Annotated in this window: 17 protein-coding genes; 10 read left to right on the top strand and 7 right to left on the bottom strand. The window is 64.1% G+C overall.

Annotated features, from left to right (window positions below; genetic code table 11):
* The first annotated feature begins 18 nt into the window (after positions 1–18).
* From NKJ00_RS20890 to rpsP, 6 genes are all read left to right on the top strand, one after another.
* Positions 19–1116, top strand: coding sequence for a zinc-binding metallopeptidase family protein (locus tag NKJ00_RS20890; RefSeq protein ID WP_128304288.1), 1098 nt, complete (start codon positions 19–21; stop codon positions 1114–1116).
* 63 nt (positions 1117–1179) lie between these two features.
* Entirely contained in the window at positions 1180–1779 is a 600-nt protein-coding gene (locus NKJ00_RS20895; protein WP_023811326.1) for a DUF1236 domain-containing protein, read from the top strand.
* 171 nt (positions 1780–1950) lie between these two features.
* Positions 1951–2901, top strand: coding sequence for a CPBP family intramembrane glutamic endopeptidase (locus NKJ00_RS20900; protein WP_128304289.1), 951 nt, complete (start codon positions 1951–1953; stop codon positions 2899–2901).
* Between the two features lie 277 nt (positions 2902–3178).
* The gene (gene ffh, locus NKJ00_RS20905) at positions 3179–4801 is read left to right on the top strand and encodes a signal recognition particle protein (protein WP_128304290.1); all 1623 of its coding nucleotides are present in this window, start codon (positions 3179–3181) and stop codon (positions 4799–4801) included.
* Positions 4802–4808: 7 nt separating this feature from the next.
* Positions 4809–5135 (top strand): chorismate mutase, encoded by a 327-nt coding sequence (locus NKJ00_RS20910; RefSeq protein ID WP_023811329.1) that lies wholly within the window; start codon positions 4809–4811, stop codon positions 5133–5135.
* Positions 5136–5186: 51 nt separating this feature from the next.
* The gene (gene rpsP / locus NKJ00_RS20915; protein WP_023811330.1) at positions 5187–5588 is read left to right on the top strand and encodes a 30S ribosomal protein S16; all 402 of its coding nucleotides are present in this window, start codon (positions 5187–5189) and stop codon (positions 5586–5588) included.
* A gap of 81 nt (positions 5589–5669) precedes the next feature.
* Here the strand turns inward: rpsP and NKJ00_RS20920 are convergent, their stop codons facing one another.
* From NKJ00_RS20920 to NKJ00_RS20930, 3 genes are all read right to left on the bottom strand, one after another.
* Positions 5670–5933: a YMGG-like glycine zipper-containing protein gene (locus NKJ00_RS20920; RefSeq protein ID WP_023811331.1), complete on the bottom strand. Its 264-nt coding sequence runs from the start codon at positions 5931–5933 to the stop codon at positions 5670–5672.
* Positions 5934–6067: 134 nt separating this feature from the next.
* Positions 6068–6478, bottom strand: coding sequence for a DoxX family protein (locus NKJ00_RS20925; RefSeq protein ID WP_128304291.1), 411 nt, complete (start codon positions 6476–6478; stop codon positions 6068–6070).
* A gap of 109 nt (positions 6479–6587) precedes the next feature.
* The gene (locus NKJ00_RS20930) at positions 6588–7517 is read right to left on the bottom strand and encodes a bestrophin family protein (RefSeq protein ID WP_352630979.1); all 930 of its coding nucleotides are present in this window, start codon (positions 7515–7517) and stop codon (positions 6588–6590) included.
* 157 nt (positions 7518–7674) lie between these two features.
* Between NKJ00_RS20930 and NKJ00_RS20935 the strand changes: the two genes are divergently transcribed.
* Complete coding sequence (locus NKJ00_RS20935; protein WP_128304292.1) at positions 7675–8082, top strand: ACT domain-containing protein; 408 nt, start codon at positions 7675–7677, stop codon at positions 8080–8082.
* 174 nt (positions 8083–8256) lie between these two features.
* Here the strand turns inward: NKJ00_RS20935 and NKJ00_RS20940 are convergent, their stop codons facing one another.
* Positions 8257–9291 (bottom strand): aspartate-semialdehyde dehydrogenase, encoded by a 1035-nt coding sequence (locus NKJ00_RS20940; protein WP_023814446.1) that lies wholly within the window; start codon positions 9289–9291, stop codon positions 8257–8259.
* 457 nt (positions 9292–9748) lie between these two features.
* On the opposite strand from NKJ00_RS20940, the gene NKJ00_RS20945 reads away from it, so the two are divergent.
* Positions 9749–11623, top strand: a complete 1875-nt coding sequence (locus tag NKJ00_RS20945; protein WP_128304293.1) for a DEAD/DEAH box helicase — start codon at positions 9749–9751, stop codon at positions 11621–11623.
* Positions 11624–11721: 98 nt separating this feature from the next.
* Here NKJ00_RS20945 and NKJ00_RS20950 read toward each other — a convergent pair whose 3' ends face one another.
* Positions 11722–13089 (bottom strand): glycosyltransferase, encoded by a 1368-nt coding sequence (locus NKJ00_RS20950; protein WP_352442591.1) that lies wholly within the window; start codon positions 13087–13089, stop codon positions 11722–11724.
* A 182-nt stretch (positions 13090–13271) separates the two neighbouring features.
* On the opposite strand from NKJ00_RS20950, the gene NKJ00_RS20955 reads away from it, so the two are divergent.
* Together NKJ00_RS20955 and NKJ00_RS20960 are read left to right on the top strand one after the other, a co-directional pair.
* Positions 13272–13982 (top strand): DUF805 domain-containing protein, encoded by a 711-nt coding sequence (locus tag NKJ00_RS20955; RefSeq protein ID WP_128304295.1) that lies wholly within the window; start codon positions 13272–13274, stop codon positions 13980–13982.
* A gap of 63 nt (positions 13983–14045) precedes the next feature.
* Entirely contained in the window at positions 14046–14708 is a 663-nt protein-coding gene (locus NKJ00_RS20960) for a DUF805 domain-containing protein (RefSeq protein ID WP_023814442.1), read from the top strand.
* Here NKJ00_RS20960 and NKJ00_RS20965 read toward each other — a convergent pair.
* Positions 14705–15181, bottom strand: coding sequence for a GNAT family N-acetyltransferase (locus tag NKJ00_RS20965; protein WP_352630982.1), 477 nt, complete (start codon positions 15179–15181; stop codon positions 14705–14707). The genes NKJ00_RS20960 and NKJ00_RS20965 overlap by 4 nt on opposite strands.
* A gap of 4 nt (positions 15182–15185) precedes the next feature.
* Positions 15186–16289: a 3-isopropylmalate dehydrogenase gene (gene leuB / locus NKJ00_RS20970; protein WP_023814440.1), complete on the bottom strand. Its 1104-nt coding sequence runs from the start codon at positions 16287–16289 to the stop codon at positions 15186–15188.
* Positions 16290–16568: the final 279 nt, after the last annotated feature.

Genomic DNA, 16568 nt, shown 5'->3' on the forward strand with positions numbered 1-16568 from the left:
CGGTGAATTGAGACCGACATGAAACTCTTCGACTGCCCCCATTGCGGCCATCGCATCTATTTCGAGAACGCCAAGTGCCTGAACTGCGGGAACCCGGTGCTCTACGATCCCGAGCACGCGCGCTTTGCGCTGGCGGGCGTCGACGGCGTCTTCCAGTGCACCAACGCCGACGAATGCGCCTGCAACTGGATGGCGGAACCGGGTCACGCTTTTTGCCGCGCCTGCGTGCTGAACCAGCTGATCCCGGATCTCTCCGTCGACGGCAACCGCCGCCGCTGGATCCGTGTCGAAGCGGCGAAGAAGCGCGCCATCTACTCGCTGCTGGCCTTCGGGCTGCCGGTAGTCCCCAAGCAGACTCCTGCCGACGAGGTCGGCCTGGCCTTCGACTTCCTCGCCGATCCGATCGGCGGCGGCCCTGGTGGCGAGCGGATCCTCACCGGCCACGACAATGGTTTGATCACGCTCAATGTCGCCGAGGCGGATTCGGCCGAGCGCGAGAAGCGGCGCGTCGAGATGGGCGAGAACTACCGCACCTTGCTCGGCCATTTCCGCCATGAGCTCGGGCACTATTACTGGGACCGCCTCATCCGCGACGATCCGCACAGGCTCGAAGCTTTCCGCGCACTGTTCGGCGATGACCGCGCCGATTACGAACAAGCGCTGAAGGCCTATTATGCCGATGGTGCGCCGCCCGACTGGCAGCAGGGCCACATCTCGGCCTATGCGACCTCGCATCCTTGGGAGGACTGGGCCGAGACCTGGGCTCACCACCTGCATATCACCGATACGCTGGAAATGGTGCACGCACTGAACTTTCCACTCGGCCGGCTGGAGACGGTGGAGGCCAACGACTTGCCGCGCGGCGACACCGGCGGCGAATTGCAGGCGGCACCCTCGGAGCCGGCGGCCGCGCCGGAGCCTTTCGAAAAGATCCTTGCCCGCTGGCTGGTGCTGTCGGAGGCCTCCAATTCGATCAACCGCTGCATGGGTCTGCCCGACCTCTACCCCTTTGTCATTTCGGACGTCACGGCGCGGAAATTGGAATTCGTTCACGAACTTCTGACCGATTTGCCGAAAGAACACGGAACAAATCGTGAGTTGGCGCAGGCGCTTTAGCGGGAACGCATGAGCTGCTGCCCCGTTTTCGCTGCCGAGGGACCATGAAAACGGAGAGAAACCATGAAATCCCTATTGTTTCCTGCGGTAGCCGGAATGCTGACCGTGATGTCGGGCGCCGCGTTTGCCGATACCGCCGTCTCAGCCGTCACCGATCTTAACGTGCGCGCCGGGCCTGGCCCGCAATATCCTGTGATCGGCGTGCTCGCCGCCGGTCAGTCGGCAACGCTCAATGGCTGCATCGAAAACAGCAAATGGTGCACCATAGCCGAGGCCGGCGGCCAGGGCTGGGTCTATTCCGACTATGTGACGGCCGATATAGGCGGCAGCCGGGTGGTGCTGACGGAACGGCGCTCTAGCGTTGCTGTCGTCTCGCCGCCGGAGGACATCGGCAACTACTCGACCGATTATACCGGCGCGATCATCGCCAGCGATCCGGTCGTGGATGACTTCCCTTCGCCCCCGGCTGAAGTCCGCACCTATGTCGACACGCATCGCCTCGATCCCATCTATCTCGAAGGCGAAGTGGTGACCGGCGCGACCCTGCCCGACACCGTCGAGCTGCGCGAGATTCCGGACTACAATTACCGCTATGTCTATGTGAACGGCCAGCGGGCGCTGATCGATCCGCAGACCCGACGCATCATGTACGTCGTTCGCTGACGACAAGCGGCACAAGCGGCCGCAGCGACAGCAGCGGCCGCCAGCAGGCGGCGCTGCCGCGCGGCGCTCTCCTGCGCCGACTTTGCTCTGGCTTAGTCTTTGCGGAAAACCATTCCGATTTTCCCGGCCATCGGTTAGTCAACAGGCGATGACTTTGGGAAGGGAGCCCGCGTGACCATCGATCCGGCCGCCTTCGAGCGTTACAGGCATTCGCCGAACTCCAGGACGACCTTACCGCGCCTGTTGCTCGGAACGGGGATCGTGGTCCTTTTTTGGGCAGCAACCACCGTGGCCGTGCTGGTCGGCGGCACCTATGCCTTCATCGCCTGGCAGGCGACCCCATCATCCGGCATTCAGGGCTTCCTCGCTTCGCCCCTCGGCATCCTCACCGCGCTCGTCTCGTTTGCCGGCATCTGGATCGGCCTGTGGGTCGCGATGCGCTGGGTGCATGGCGAGAAGCTGTCGGCGCTGCTCGGCAACAGCCGACGAGTTTCATGGCCCGGCTTCCTCAAAGGGCTGATCGCGGTGCTGATCACGTCGTTCATATCCGAAATCCTGCTCTATCTGCTGCAGCCGCAGATCACGCGTGGCCCGATCAGCCTGTCATCCTGGCTGCTGTTTGCGATCCCGATCGCCGCGCTTACCTTGGTGCAGACCTCTTCGGAAGAGCTGCTGTTTCGCGGCTACCTGCTGCGCGGTCTCGCCAGCCGGTTCACGAGCCCATTCGTCTGGGCCCTGCTGCCGGCCCTGCTGTTCACCTCGCTGCATTGGAGTGCGAGTTCGTCACCAGCCATCAATGCTTGCGTGCTGGCGTCGATCGCCGCTTTCGCGCTGCTGCTGACACTTGTCGTCTACGCAACCGGCAATCTCGGCGCCGCCTTGGGTGCTCATCTCGGCAACAACCTGACCGGGTTTCTCTTGATCTCGCATCAGGAAAGCTACAATTCCTTCGCCCTGTTCAATGCCAGGCCGCTCGAAGGACCGGGCTGGGCGACGTCGGATGCGGTTCTCATCGCCTTCATCGGCATCGCCTGCAGCCTGCTGACCATCGTGCTGCTTCTACATCCGCGTTCGCCGCTCAGGGTTGCCGCCGAATTTCCGGACCGGGCGAGCACGGCCTGATTGCAGGCCGGGAACGACGCAATCCGGTCTTTGTCTTGACTCCGTGTCCGATTTCCTGTCTACACGCCCCGAATTCCGCGACGAGTATCCCTCCGAGCAAGCCGACCAGGACGCCGAAGCCTCTTTGAGGTGAAGTGCTGTAAATCGATCCTGGAGGCCAACACCCGGCAGCGCTGAGCGCCCCCGGGTGCTTTTTGGTTTTGGCTTTTGGTTGGACACTGGGCGCGAACGCATTACCTCTCGGGCATCATCCGGATGCCAGGGAAAAGGAAAACGAATGTTTGAATCGCTACAGGAACGTCTTGGTTCGATCCTGAACGGCCTGACCGGCCGCGGAGCCCTGTCGGAGGCTGATGTCTCGGCGGCGCTGCGCGAGGTGCGCCGGGCGCTGCTCGAAGCAGACGTGGCGCTGGAAGTGGTGCGCTCCTTCACCGACAAGGTGCGCGAGAAGGCCGTCGGCGCTGCCGTGGTCAAGTCTATCAAGCCCGGCCAGATGGTCGTCAAGATCGTCCATGACGAACTGGTCGACATGCTCGGCGCCGAAGGCGTCGCCATCGATCTCAATGCCCCGGCGCCGGTCGTCATCATGATGGTCGGCCTGCAGGGTTCCGGCAAGACGACCACTTCGGCCAAGATCGCCAAGCGTCTTTCCGAGCGTCAGAACAAGAAGGTCCTGATGGCCTCGCTCGACACGCGGCGCCCCGCTGCGCAGGAGCAGCTGCGCCAGCTCGGCGAACAGGTCAAGGTCGCCACGCTGCCGATCATCGACGGCCAGTCGCCGGTCGACATCGCCCGCCGCGCCGTGCAGGCGGCCAAGCTCGGCGGCCACGACATCGTCATCCTCGACACCGCCGGCCGCACCCATATCGACGAGCCGCTGATGGTCGAGATGGCCGACATCAAGAAGGTGTCGAGCCCGCACGAAATCCTGCTGGTCGCCGATTCGCTGACCGGCCAGGACGCCGTCAACCTGGCCAAGAGCTTCGACGAGCGCGTCGGCATCACCGGCCTCGTCCTGACCCGCATGGACGGCGACGGCCGCGGTGGTGCTGCACTCTCCATGCGCGCCGTCACCGGCAAGCCGATCAAGCTGATCGGCACTGGCGAAAAGATGGACGGGCTGGAGGAATTCCACCCCAAGCGCATCGCCGACCGCATCCTCGGCATGGGCGACATTGTCTCGCTCGTCGAAAAGGCCGCCGAGAACATCGACGCCGAACAGGCGGCGGCGATGGCCAAGAAGATGCAGTCGGGCAAGTTCGACCTGAACGATCTCGCCGGCCAGCTTCAGCAGATGTCGAAGATGGGCGGCATGGGCGGCATCATGGGCATGATGCCCGGCATGGGCAAGATGAAGGACCAGATGGCCGCCGCCGGTCTCGACGACAAGATGTTCGGCCGCCAGCTCGCCATCATCTCGTCGATGACCAAGGCCGAGCGCGCCAATCCCGATTTGCTCAAGCATTCGCGCAAGAAGCGCATCGCCGCCGGTTCCGGCACCGACGCGGCCGAAATCAACAAGCTGCTCAAGATGCATCGCGGCATGGCCGACATGATGAAGGCGATGGGCGGCAAGGGCAAAGGCGGCGGCCTGATGCGCGGCATGATGGGCGGCCTCGCCTCCAAGATGGGCCTCGGCGGCATGATGCCCGGCGGCCCCGGGGGCATGGGTGGCGGCATGATGGGCGGCGGCATGCCGGACCTGTCGAAGATGGACCCTAAGCAGCTCGAAGCCTTGCAGAAGCAGGCACAGGCAGCCGGCCTTGGCGGCGGCATGAAAGGCCTTCCCGGCGGCGGTGGCCTGCCCAGCGGCGTGCCAGGTCTGCCCGGCGGCATGAAACTCCCCGGGCTTCCCGGCCTCGGCGGTGGCGGGCTGCCCGGCCTTGGCAAGAAGAAGTGAGGACGCCATGAACGAAGAGAAGGACATGGCCGACGCCCGCGCTCTCCTGGCCGATTACCGCGCCTCGATCGATAACATCGACGCGGCCCTCATCCACATGCTGGCCGAGCGCTTCCGCTGCACCAAGGCGGTCGGTGTGCTGAAGGCGACGCATGGCCTGCCCCCGGCCGACCCGGCACGCGAGCAGCAGCAGATCGCCCGGCTTCGCCAGCTGGCGAAGGATGCCCATCTCGACCCGGATTTCGCGGAAAAATTCCTCAACTTCGTCGTCCGCGAAGTGATCCGCCACCACGAACAGATCGCCGCTTCCAACGGCGTGATGAAAGCCGGCTGAGAAACCAGCCACCAACCGATCAACCAAATCAGCCTTTTTAGGAGAAAATAAATGCCCTTGAAGATCCGACTGGCCCGTGCGGGCTCGAAGAAGCGTCCTTACTACCACGTCGTCATTGCCGACGCCCGTTCGCCGCGTGACGGCCGGTTCATCGAATCGATCGGCTCGTGGAACCCGCTGCTGCCCAAGGACGGCGAACGCGTCAAGGTCGACGCCGACCGCGTCAAGCATTGGCTGGCGCATGGCGCCCAGCCGACCGACCGCGTGCTGCGCTTCCTCGACGAAGCCGGCCTCGTCAAGCGCGACGCCCGCTCCAACCCGAAGAAGGCCGAGCCGGGCAAGAAGGCGCAGGAACGTGCTTCGCTCTTGAAGAAGGCGCAGGAAGACGCCGCTGCCGCGGCTGCGGCCGCCGCAGCAGCACCGGCCGAGGCGGAAGCCGCCACCGCCGAATAAGTATTGCCCTATCGCATCCAGGAAAACGGCGGGCCAAGGCCCGCCGTTTTGCTGTCCGGTTCTGTCTGTAAGAGCTGCCTATCAATAACCGCTCGGGCAGCGGTCGATGTAGACGCGGCCCCGCCGATCGCGATAGCGGCATTCGCCGCTCTCGCTTGCCCGGCCGATCAGCGCACCGGCAACGGCGCCGACGGCGCCACCGACGACGGCGCCTTCAACCGGATCGCCAGCGACCGCCGCACCGACGGCAGCGCCACCGAGGCCGCCAACGGCCGCGCCTTTTTCCGTTTGCGAACAAGCGGCGAGCGGCACCAGAAGCGCCATCAAAAGCATCGTTTTCTTCATCGTCGTTCCTCTCCGATAGGAGCCGCCTCCGCCGCCAAGCGAATCTCTAACTCGCAACTCGGCGATTCGATCCCTAAGACATTGCCCGGCAAAGGGTTCCAGGCTTCGAGTTGAAAGCGATGCTTCGAGCGGATCTATCGGCTGAACGGGATCAGCGCGCGGACCCTGGCATCGCGCAGATACAGGCCACCCCACAGGATAATGCCGAGATAGACGCCGAACAGAATGTGCGAGAGCAGCGGGTTATCGACGCGGACATTGGTGGCGATGGCGCCGCCCATATAGGCGGTGAGCAGGATGGCGCCGAGCACCGCGCTGCGCGGCAAGGCGTAGAGCGCGGTCGAGATCAGGCCGATGACGCCAAGCATGCGCGCGACATTGGCATCGGCCGGCCAGCCGAGCGGCACCATCGTCTGGGTGACGACATCGAGCGGCGGCAGCTTGATGACGCCGTCGAAGATCATGAACAGCACGATGACGCCGCTGAGCACGCGGCCGGTCCACAAAGCGCCCGGCGAGACGGGCGCGGTTTCGGAAATGCTCATGGTGGTCCCTCCTGATGGTCGAGCCCTTTCGCAGGGGTCGACCCAAGGACGTGGCATGGGGCCGCGATCCGACAGCGGGGCGGATTCTTTTAAACCCGCGCGCCTTCGCCTACGAAAAATAGAACTTTTCCGCCGGGATCATCTTCGGCGGCGTTTCGCCCAGCGCCTCGAATACCGAGATCTCGCAGACGCGGCAGAGACCGTCGAGGGCGAGGTCGTTGGCCTCGGTGCCGAACGGATCCTCGAGCTCTTCCGAAAGCGCGTCGAGGCCGAAGAAGGTGTAGGCGATCAGCGCCGTGAACAGCGGCGTTGCCCAGCCGGCGGTCGAGATCAGGCCGATCGGCAGCAGCAGGCAGACGATATAGGCCGTGCGATGCACCAACAGCGTGTAGGCGAACGGCAAGGGCGTGCCGGCGATCCGCTCGCAGCCAGCCTGGATGGCGGCGATCGACGCGAGCCTCTCATCGAGGATACGAAAGCCGATCGTGTCGACGTCGCCCGCCCGGCGCTGGGCATTGGCACGCCGGCCCATGCGCCTGACCATCTCATCCGCCGGATTGGAAAAGGCTGCTGCCTTGTCCGCCTCGGCGTCGATGAAGGCACGGGCATCCTTCATGCTGTCGATCTTGCGCAACTGCCCGCGCAGGAAATGACAGAAGGCGAGCGCTTCCATCAGCAAGGCGCGCTGTTCGGTCTGGTCCGGTATGAGGCTGGTGGTGGCGCGTGCCAGGTTGCGCATTTCGAAGACCAGCGCGCCCCACAGCTTGCGCGCCTCCCACCAACGGTCGTAGGCGGCGTTGTTGCGGAACGAGAGATAGATCGACAATGTCACGCCGACCAGGCCGAAAGGCGTGATGTTGAAGACGCTGAAATCAAGCTGGAACCGGCGCGCCACGGCCAGGATGGTCGCGGAATAAAGCGCGAAGCCCAATATCTGCGGCAGGATGCGTGGCACGACCGAACCGCGCATGATGAAGAACAGCTGTAGGAATGTGGGGCGCGGGCGAACGATCATCGAAGGCCTTTCACGGACCGCCATCGGCCCTCACCTCCTTTATTGTGCGATGCGACAGCTCTGCAAGCCCAGCCGCCAGCGACACCGCCATGTCGTCCTTGCAGGCTATCGGCACCCGACGGGCGTGGATATTGAGGAGTTGCGGGCTGCGGCCCACCACTTCAGTCGAGAGAAGAGAAAAATGACCGGCGAGACCGATCTGAAGACACTGCTGGCATCGATGACGCCGGAGCTGCTGGCATGCACCTATGTCTTCGCCACGCTGGCGCCTGGCGTCGTTCAGCCGGAAGGCCTCGAGCCGGTGATGGTGTTTCGTGAGCGCGGGGGCATGACGCTGATCGTAGACGAGGAGAAGGCCATCGCTGCGGCACTGACCGCGTCATTCCGCTGCCGGATGGTCACGCTCAACATCCATTCGTCGCTGGAAGCCGTCGGCTTTCTCGCCGCCATCACCACGCGCCTCGCCGCCGCCGGCATGGGCGTGAACCCGGTTTCGGCCTTCTACCACGACCATCTGTTCGTGCCGGTCGACCGGGCGGAGGAGGCGCTGGGGCTGTTGAACCAGCTGGCCAGGGAGAACAGAGCGTAGCGCATCGGCCAGAGCTGCCGATCTCCCCCTCGTGGGGAGATCGGCATCCATCAATGCCTTCGCTAACCTTCAGCACCCGGCCGAAGGCCGAGCCCGCGACTGCGGGCCGCCGGTCGTCCGGCGCCCCCGCGGAGGGCCCGCCGCGGCAGCGGCGATACGGCCCGTGAGCGAAAACTAAGCCGCCTTCTTCTTCGGCTGGATCAGTCCACGCTCGACCAGCAGCTCGGCGATCTGCACCGCGTTGAGTGCGGCGCCCTTGCGCAGATTGTCGGAGACGATCCACATCGACAGGCCGTTGTCGATGGTCGAATCCTCGCGGATGCGCGAGATGAAGGTGGCGTCTTCGCCGGCCGATTCCAGCGGCGTAATGTAGCCGCCGTCCTCGCGCTTGTCCAAGACCTGGCAGCCTGGGGCTTCACGCAGGATATCGCGCGCCTCGTCGGCGGTGATCGGCTTTTCGAACTCGATGTTGACCGCTTCCGAATGGCCGATGAACACCGGCACGCGCACGCAGGTCGCCGTCAGCTTGATCTTGGGGTCGAGCATCTTCTTGGTCTCGGCGACCATCTTCCACTCTTCCTTGGTGGAGCCGTCATCAAGGAAGACATCGATGTGCGGGATGACGTTGAAGGCGATGCGCTTGGTGAACTTCTTGACCTCGACGCCATCGGCGACGAAGACCGCGCGGGTCTGGGTAAAGAGTTCGTCCATACCTTCCTTGCCGGCGCCCGACACCGACTGGTAGGTGGCGACAACGACACGCTTGATGGTGGCGAAGTCATGCAGCGGCTTCAATGCCACTACCAGCTGCGCCGTCGAGCAATTCGGATTGGCGATGATGTTCTTGCGCGTGAACAGCGAGATCGCGTCCGGGTTCACTTCCGGCACGATCAACGGCACGTCCTGATCGTAGCGGAAGGCCGACGAATTATCGATGACGACGCAGCCCTGCTTGCCGATCTTCGGCGACCATTCCTTGGAGACGCTGCCGCCAGCCGACATGATGCAGATGTCGGTGTCGGAAAAATCATACTGGTCGAGCGTCTTCACCTTCAGCGTGCGGTCGCCGAACGACACTTCCGTGCCCTGGCTGCGCCGCGACGCCAGCGCCACGACTTCGCTTACCGGAAAGCCGCGCTCTTCCAGTATGTTGAGCATTTCCCGGCCCACATTGCCCGTGGCGCCGACGATCGCTACCTTGAAACTCATCGAAAAATCTCCTGTCCCTCTCCGCTTAGTTTTTGGAGAAACCCGCTGGCCGATGCGGGTTCCGTCCCCCGGGCCGAACCCGGGAGAGGGTGGTTAGGCCAAGGGAGTCACACCGTTTTGGTGGTGGTTTTGGTAGTTTTTTTGGCCAAGAATGGGGTTTTGCTGGAACGAGGGGACGCGCCGACGCGCCCGGCCCAATGATGTGCATTGAGGCTGGGGGCATCGAATGCAAGAAGAGCCATCAAAAGGCCGCGCATCGAAAAAACGATCCCGTTCAAAGCGGGCTTTTACGCGGTTTGCGTCAAGAGTCAATTGCGATGAGCGTCCTGTTGCCCTGTACAATCGCGGCGGCACGAAGTACGAACGGCATGACCATCCGGCTCATGGAGCGTCCCGACGCCCGCCGAAGACAGGCCCATTGCTGGGCATATAAGAATCCGAATTCCGAAAGAGTAAGATGTCCAACTTCGATGCACTCGTTCCCGCGCTGGCAAGGGCGCTGGAAAAACGCGGCTATTCCGAGCTGACGCCCGTCCAGAAGGCGGTTGTGGCGCCGGAACTCGGCGAGGCCGATGCGCTGGTTTCGGCGCAGACCGGCTCCGGCAAGACGGTGGCCTTCGGCCTCGCTCTGGCGCCGACCCTGCTTGAGGGCGCGGAGCGCTTCGGCCACGCCGCCGCACCGCTGGCGCTGGCGGTGGCGCCGACGCGCGAACTCGCCTTGCAGGTGACGCGCGAGCTGGAATGGCTCTACGAGTTGACCGGCGCAACCGTGGCTTCCTGCGTCGGCGGCATGGACATGCGCTCGGAGCGGCGTGTGCTGGAGCGCGGCGCCCATATCGTCGTCGGCACGCCCGGCCGGCTGCGCGACCACATCACCCGGCGCTCGCTCGACATGTCGGCGCTGAAGGCGGTGGTGCTCGACGAGGCCGACGAGATGCTCGATCTGGGCTTTCGCGAAGACCTCGAATTCATCCTCGACGCCGCTCCTGCCGAACGCCGGACGCTGATGTTCTCGGCCACGGTGCCGCGCTCGATCGCCACGCTCGCGCAGGGCTATCAGCGCGATGCGGTGCGCATCTCGGCCGCCGGCGAGGAGAAGCAGCATCTCGACATCGAATACCGGGCGCTGAGCGTCGCCCAGCCCGACCGGGAAAACGCCATCATCAACGTTCTGCGCTATTACGAAGCCAAGAACGCGCTGGTGTTCTGCAACACGCGTGCCGCCGTCAATCATCTGACCGCGCGCTTCAACAACCGCAACTTCTCCGTCGTCGCCCTCTCCGGCGAGCTCAGCCAGAACGAGCGCAGCCATGCGCTGCAGGCAATGCGCGACGGCCGCGCAAAAGTCTGCATCGCCACCGATGTCGCGGCGCGCGGCATCGACCTGCCCAACCTCGAACTGGTCATCCACGCCGATTTGCCGACCAACCCCGAAACGCTGCTGCACCGCAGCGGCCGCACCGGCCGCGCCGGACGCAAGGGCGTCAGCGCGCTGATCGTGCCCAACAGCGCCCGCAAGCGCACCGAGCGGCTGCTGCAGAACGCCGGCCTCAAGGCGACATGGGCGAGCCCGCCCTCGGCCGACGACGTGATGCGGCGCGACGACGAGCGCATCCTGGCCGATCCGGTTTTCGACGAGCCGGTGAAGGAAGACGAGCGCGGTTTCATCGACGCGCTGCTCGCAAGACATGGCGCCGAGCAAGTGGCTGCCGCCTTCGTGCGCCAGTGCCGCGCCAGCCGCTCGGCGCCCGAGGACCTCATGGAGATCGCGCCCTTCACGCCGTCGCGTGAAAGACCGGCAGGCGAAGGTTTCGCGCGCCGCGACGAGGCGCCCAGCCGCCGCGACGATTTCGGTGACAGCGTCTGGTTCTCGCTGTCGATCGGGCGCCGGCAAAATGCCGAGCCGCGCTGGCTCATCCCAATGCTGTGCCGCATCGGCAGCATCTCGAAGCGCGAGATCGGCGCCATCAAGATGCAGCCGGAAGAGACCTACGTGCAGATATCAGCCGACTGGGCCGACCGCTTCCTGGCCGCGATCGGTCCCGATCGCAAGCTGCAAGGCAACATCCTGGTGAAGCGGCTCGAGGGCACGCCCGATCTGTCGCGCGCCGGCTACCAGCCGCCAAGCCCCGACAAGAAGCCGCATCGCGGCAAGGCGCCGTTCGACCCCAACGCGCCGAAGCGCAAATTCGAAAAACGTGCACCAGCAGCAGTCGATCAGCGCCCGGCCACCGCGCATGAGGCAAAGCCATGGGCGAAGAAGCCGGGCAAGCCGAAATTCGACACCACCGGCGCGCCCAAGCACAAGAAGGCGAAGAAGCGGCCCACCTAGAGCATTTCACCGTTTCACGGAAACGGCGATCTGCTCTAACTCTTTGTTTTGACGCAATTCTAGACGGAAAACCGCTTCACACTTTTCCTAGAATTGCTCTAGGACTTCGGCCGGAGCGACGCGCTTGCCTGCAGGCCAGCCTTGATGGCAGCCCAGCTGGCCGATGCCGCCGTCGGGCGATGCTGCTTTGCGATGCGTTCCGTCAGCGACGAGCGCCAGTCCGGGTCTTCCGCCATCCTGCGGATTGCAGCGTACCAGCCGGCCTGGTCATTGGAATCGACCACCGGCATCAGCCCGCCGCTCGCCTCGATCAACGCCGGCGCTGTCGAGACGATGACGGGAACGCCGAAATCGAGACATTCCGAGGCGCCGTAGCCCCAGCCCTCGATATGCGAGGGAAAGACGCCAAAGGAAGCGCTGCGATAATATCGGATGAGCTCCTCATCGCTGATCGCTCCGGTGAACGTAACCCGCTCAAGCAATCTCGGATGGGCCTTGAGATAGGCGCGCAGCGGATCGATCATCCAGCCCCAGCGCCCGGCGCAGACGAGCCGCGGCAGCGTGACGCCCTCGTCGAGCGCCTGCTGCCATATCCGTGCCAGCAGGATGTGGTTCTTGCGCACTTCGATGGTCGAGCAATAGAGCACGAACGGCTCGTCGGCCTCGATGCGCGAAGTCTCGCCCATGCGCGAAGCCGTTTCGTACAGGATGGACGGCATCGGAAACCGATATACCACCGGCTGCGTGACGCCTGCCTGTTGCATATGATCGGTCAGCGTCGCACCAACTTCGTCGGATGCACAAAATGCCGGCGCGCCGGAACGCACGAGGTGCTCGAGATATGACCCGTAGCGAGCCTCGCCAGGGCTCATACCAACCATGTCGGGGCGCAGTGTCGGGATGAGGTCGTGGCAAAGAAACGCAAGGCCACCGGCGCGCCCGGAGACGGCGGCTCGGTCGTCCCCGGTCAGAATGTGATGGCTGATCAGGACAAAGCCGCGTTCAGTCTCGTCCGGTTGGCTTGGAACCTGACGCGGGGCCGACCGGGTCCGCGCCCGCTGGTACAGCCGATAGGCCCGGATCAGCAGCCTGGTCGCCTGATAGGCAATCCCTTTGCGGCCATGGGTCACCGTCTTTGCGAGATGGCGGTCGGCGTCGCGCTTGCCCCATGGCTGCTGCCTCACCGCTTCGAGGGCCTGCGACATCGCCGTGCGTCTCCCAGGCCATCGTTTGAGGCGCCAGGGTGAAATCTCGCCCGTCGCGACATGGTCCTGCTCGAAAGGAGCGAGGGGGCGAAACCGGCCTTCCCACGGTCGGAACGCCACCACCTCTACGCAAGGGTCGGGATCGGCCAGGGCTGCGCTGACGAGAAAGCTTTCCACCCGCGGGATGCCGACAAGTCCCTGGCCGGACGGCCAGAACGTTAGGCCGGTGGCGTCGATGGCCAGCCTGGGAGGTCTTTCCACTCCATCTTCAATCACGGTTTTACTGTCAGGACTCTCGACTGTCATGTTCTGCTTCTGCCGAAGGCGGTTGCACTCGATGCCTTATGCTTCATTTGCCGCGAAGAGGGTAGCTATGCTGGCTTGCCCATCGGCTCGGGCCTGTGCAACCTTCGGCTGGACGTGGCGAGCGGGGGGGGTGGCAAATGCGGGGCGAAGTGCTTCACTATGACGAGGACCAAGGCTTTGGCTTCATATCCGGGGCCGACGGCAACCGTTACACCTTCACCCGCGAGAACCTGCGCCGGCAGACCGCCATGCCCAAAGGCACGGCCGTCGAGTTCCAGCCGGGTGGCGGCCAGGCGCGCGACGTCTTTTCGATCGCTGCTCCGACCGCTACTTCGGCCACTGACGCCGGCACGAACCCCGCACCGACTCAAGCCGGCAGCAAGGCCGCGGCAACCCCGCCCCCGGCACAGCATTTCGGCCGCTCCTCCGAGCCGGCCGAACCCAGCGATCTCTGGGGCTATTTCTGGCGCGGCGTGACGCAGAACTACTTCAATTTCGCCGGCCGCGCCCGCCGCAAGGAATATTGGGGCTACTGCCTGTTCTGGACGGTTTGCCTGCTGATCATCGGCGGCATCGGCCTGTACACCGATATGGATATGGGCGGTTTCGACAGTGATATTTCGGGCGCGATAACGGTCGGGCTGTGCGGCACGTTCCTGCTGGCGACACTGCTCCCTAGCCTCGGCATGATCGTGCGCCGGCTCCACGACATCGGCCTGTCAGGCTGGCTCAGCCTGCTGATCCTGATCCCGACCATCGGCAGCCTGATCATCCTGGTCTTCGCGCTGATCCCGACGCAGGCCCGGGAAAACCAGTGGGGGCCGGTGCCGGCGGGTGTCAGGATTTAGCCGCCACGTGTATTGCAATCACAAACAACCCTGGGTAGTATTTGCGCAACGCGGGGGAGAAACATGCGTGGCACGATATTCCACTACGATCAGGATCAGGACTACGGCTACATCGACGGAATCGACAGCAAGCGTTATATCTTTGCCCGTGACGATGTGAGCCATGAAGTGACCCTCGCCAGGGGCACCCTTGTCGAGTTTCAACCGGATGACGGTACGGCGCACGATATAGTCGCCGTCACCCCGACAGCGCCATCGCCAAGCACGGGCCAGCCACGCCGTTCGGCCGAGAGCAGGCCCGCCTATTCCATGGGTCTGTGGGCTTACTTCTGGCGCGCGATAATTGCGGACTATAGCAATTTCAAAGGTCGCGCCCGCCGCAAGGAATTCTGGGCCTTCTGGCTATTCTACACCCTCGGGATATTGGCGCTTCTAGGCTTCGGAATACTCGTTGACCTAGCGTTCAATGGCTTCAAAACCAATGCGGACAGGACGACGATGAGGGCCATAGGGCTCATACCCTTCCTGGTTTTCTTTTCGGGATTGATCCTGCCGTCGATTGCCCTCGTCGTGCGGCGTGTGCATGACGCGGGTCTGAGCGGCTGGTTTGCACTGCTGGGCTTCATCACTCCCATTGGCAGCATTGCCTTGCTGGTCTTCGGACTTCTGCCGTCCCAGGTGGGCGAAAATCCTTGGGGACCAGTGCCGGCAGGCGTCAGGATCTAGCCGCTTTTCAACGCCTCACCCGAAAGCCTGAGAAAGACCCTCTGGCCGTGGCGCTCGGCGCCAAGCCGGCCGTAAAAACGCAGCGCGCCCTCGTTCCAGTCCTCGGTGGTCAGGTCGATGCGGCCGATGCCTTCGCGCAGGCAATGATCGGCGAGAAAGCCGATCAGCGCCCGGCCGACGCCGGCGTTGCGGGCTTTGTCGCGCACGAACAGGTCCTTGAGGAACAGCAGCCGCTCGAGATCGATACCGGGGTGCGCGATCGCCACCGACGCCAGGCCGCTGACCTCGCCGTCGACGAAGGCAAGCGCGAAATGCAGATAGGCCGGGCTTTCCTCGCCAAGCCATTTTCGTGCGGCAGACACGGCCCGGCCGGCATCGAGAGGTGGCTGCCGGTAGTGAACCGCCATCTCGCACAATATGGCCGCGAGCGCCGTCGCGTCCTCGATCGTCGCCCAGCGGACGTCGACCGTCACGATATCAGCCCAGGAATTTGGCGATGATCGCGTCGCCCATCTCGACCGTACCGACCTCGGTCATGCCATCGGACATGATGTCTTTCGTCCGCAGGCCCGCGTCGAGCACAGCGGCGATCGCGCTTTCGACGCGGTCGGCTTCCTCGACCATGCCGAAGGAATAGCGCAGGCACATGGCGAAGGACGCGATCATGGCGATCGGGTTGGCGATGCCCTTGCCGGCGATGTCGGGGGCCGAGCCGTGCACCGGCTCGTACAGCGCCTTGCGCTTCTTGGTCTTCACGTCAGGCGCGCCGAGCGAGGCCGACGGCAGCATGCCGATCGAGCCGGTCAGCATGGCGGCGATGTCGGACAGCATGTCGCCGAACAGATTGTCGGTGACGATGACGTCGAACTGCTTTGGCCAGCGCACCAGCTGCATGCCGCCGGCATCGGCCAGCATGTGGTCGAGCTTGACGTCGGAATAGCGCGCCTTGTGGGTCTGGGTGACGACCTCGTTCCACAGCACGCCCGACTTCATCACATTGCGCTTTTCCATCGAAGTGACGTGGTTCTTGCGCGTGCGTGCCAGTTCGAAGGCGACGCCCGAAATGCGCTCGATCTCGAACGTGTCGTAGACCTGCGTGTCGATGCCGCGCTTCTGGCCGTTGCCGAGATCGATGATCTGCTTCGGCTCGCCGAAATAGACGCCGCCGGTCAGCTCGCGCACGATGAGGATGTCTAGACCCTCGACCACCTCCTGCTTGAGCGAGGAGGACGCCGCCAGCGCCGGATAGCAGATGGCCGGGCGCAGATTGGCGAACAGCTCCATGTCCTTGCGCAGGCGCAGCAGGCCGGCCTCAGGGCGCACCTCGTAGGGCACCGCATCCCATTTCGGACCGCCGACGGCGCCGAACAGCACCGCGTCGGCCGCCATCGCCTTTTCCATGTCGGCATCGGAGATCGCCGCGCCATGCGCGTCATAGGCGCAGCCGCCGACCAGCCCCTCATCGGTGGCAAAACCGCTGCCGAGCTTGTCGTTCATGACCGCGATCAGTTTCTTGACCTCGGCCATGGCCTCCGGACCGATGCCGTCGCCGGGGAGCAGGAAAAGATGCTTCGTTGCCATGGAGAACCGTCCCAGAAAGAATTTGAACCGGCGCTTTGCTAAACGCCAAGTGAGTTGCATGCAAGGGGAGGAAAAACACTGCGGCGCAGAACAGGCGCAGCTATGCCGCATGCCGCCGCGCCAGGCTTCTCAGAACCTGGGTTCCTCGCCCCCGCCGAAGGCGGGGGAGAGGTGGGCGCGCAGCGGGCGGCGAGGGGGGGTTGGTATGGGGCAGGCAATTACCCCCGCCCACGCAGGTGCGGTGACGTATAAAAAACAACGACCCCCCGCGACCGAAGC

It is taken from the genome of Mesorhizobium sp. M0227 (genome assembly GCF_040321855.1).
GTDB lineage: Bacteria > Pseudomonadota > Alphaproteobacteria > Rhizobiales > Rhizobiaceae > Mesorhizobium.

Coding starts and splice junctions, on each gene's coding strand:
- NKJ00_RS20960 (WP_023814442.1), top strand. CDS start 14,046: ATGCGTGGCACGATATTCCACTACGATCAGGATCAGGACTACGGCTAC.
- NKJ00_RS20930 (WP_352630979.1), bottom strand. CDS start 7,517: ATGGCGGTCCGTGAAAGGCCTTCGATGATCGTTCGCCCGCGCCCCACA.
- NKJ00_RS20920 (WP_023811331.1), bottom strand. CDS start 5,933: ATGAAGAAAACGATGCTTTTGATGGCGCTTCTGGTGCCGCTCGCCGCT.
- leuB (WP_023814440.1), bottom strand. CDS start 16,289: ATGGCAACGAAGCATCTTTTCCTGCTCCCCGGCGACGGCATCGGTCCG.
- rpsP (WP_023811330.1), top strand. CDS start 5,187: ATGCCCTTGAAGATCCGACTGGCCCGTGCGGGCTCGAAGAAGCGTCCT.
- NKJ00_RS20940 (WP_023814446.1), bottom strand. CDS start 9,291: ATGAGTTTCAAGGTAGCGATCGTCGGCGCCACGGGCAATGTGGGCCGG.
- NKJ00_RS20925 (WP_128304291.1), bottom strand. CDS start 6,478: ATGAGCATTTCCGAAACCGCGCCCGTCTCGCCGGGCGCTTTGTGGACC.
- NKJ00_RS20955 (WP_128304295.1), top strand. CDS start 13,272: ATGCGGGGCGAAGTGCTTCACTATGACGAGGACCAAGGCTTTGGCTTC.
- NKJ00_RS20895 (WP_023811326.1), top strand. CDS start 1,180: ATGAAATCCCTATTGTTTCCTGCGGTAGCCGGAATGCTGACCGTGATG.
- NKJ00_RS20910 (WP_023811329.1), top strand. CDS start 4,809: ATGAACGAAGAGAAGGACATGGCCGACGCCCGCGCTCTCCTGGCCGAT.
- NKJ00_RS20890 (WP_128304288.1), top strand. CDS start 19: ATGAAACTCTTCGACTGCCCCCATTGCGGCCATCGCATCTATTTCGAG.
- NKJ00_RS20935 (WP_128304292.1), top strand. CDS start 7,675: ATGACCGGCGAGACCGATCTGAAGACACTGCTGGCATCGATGACGCCG.
- NKJ00_RS20945 (WP_128304293.1), top strand. CDS start 9,749: ATGTCCAACTTCGATGCACTCGTTCCCGCGCTGGCAAGGGCGCTGGAA.
- ffh (WP_128304290.1), top strand. CDS start 3,179: ATGTTTGAATCGCTACAGGAACGTCTTGGTTCGATCCTGAACGGCCTG.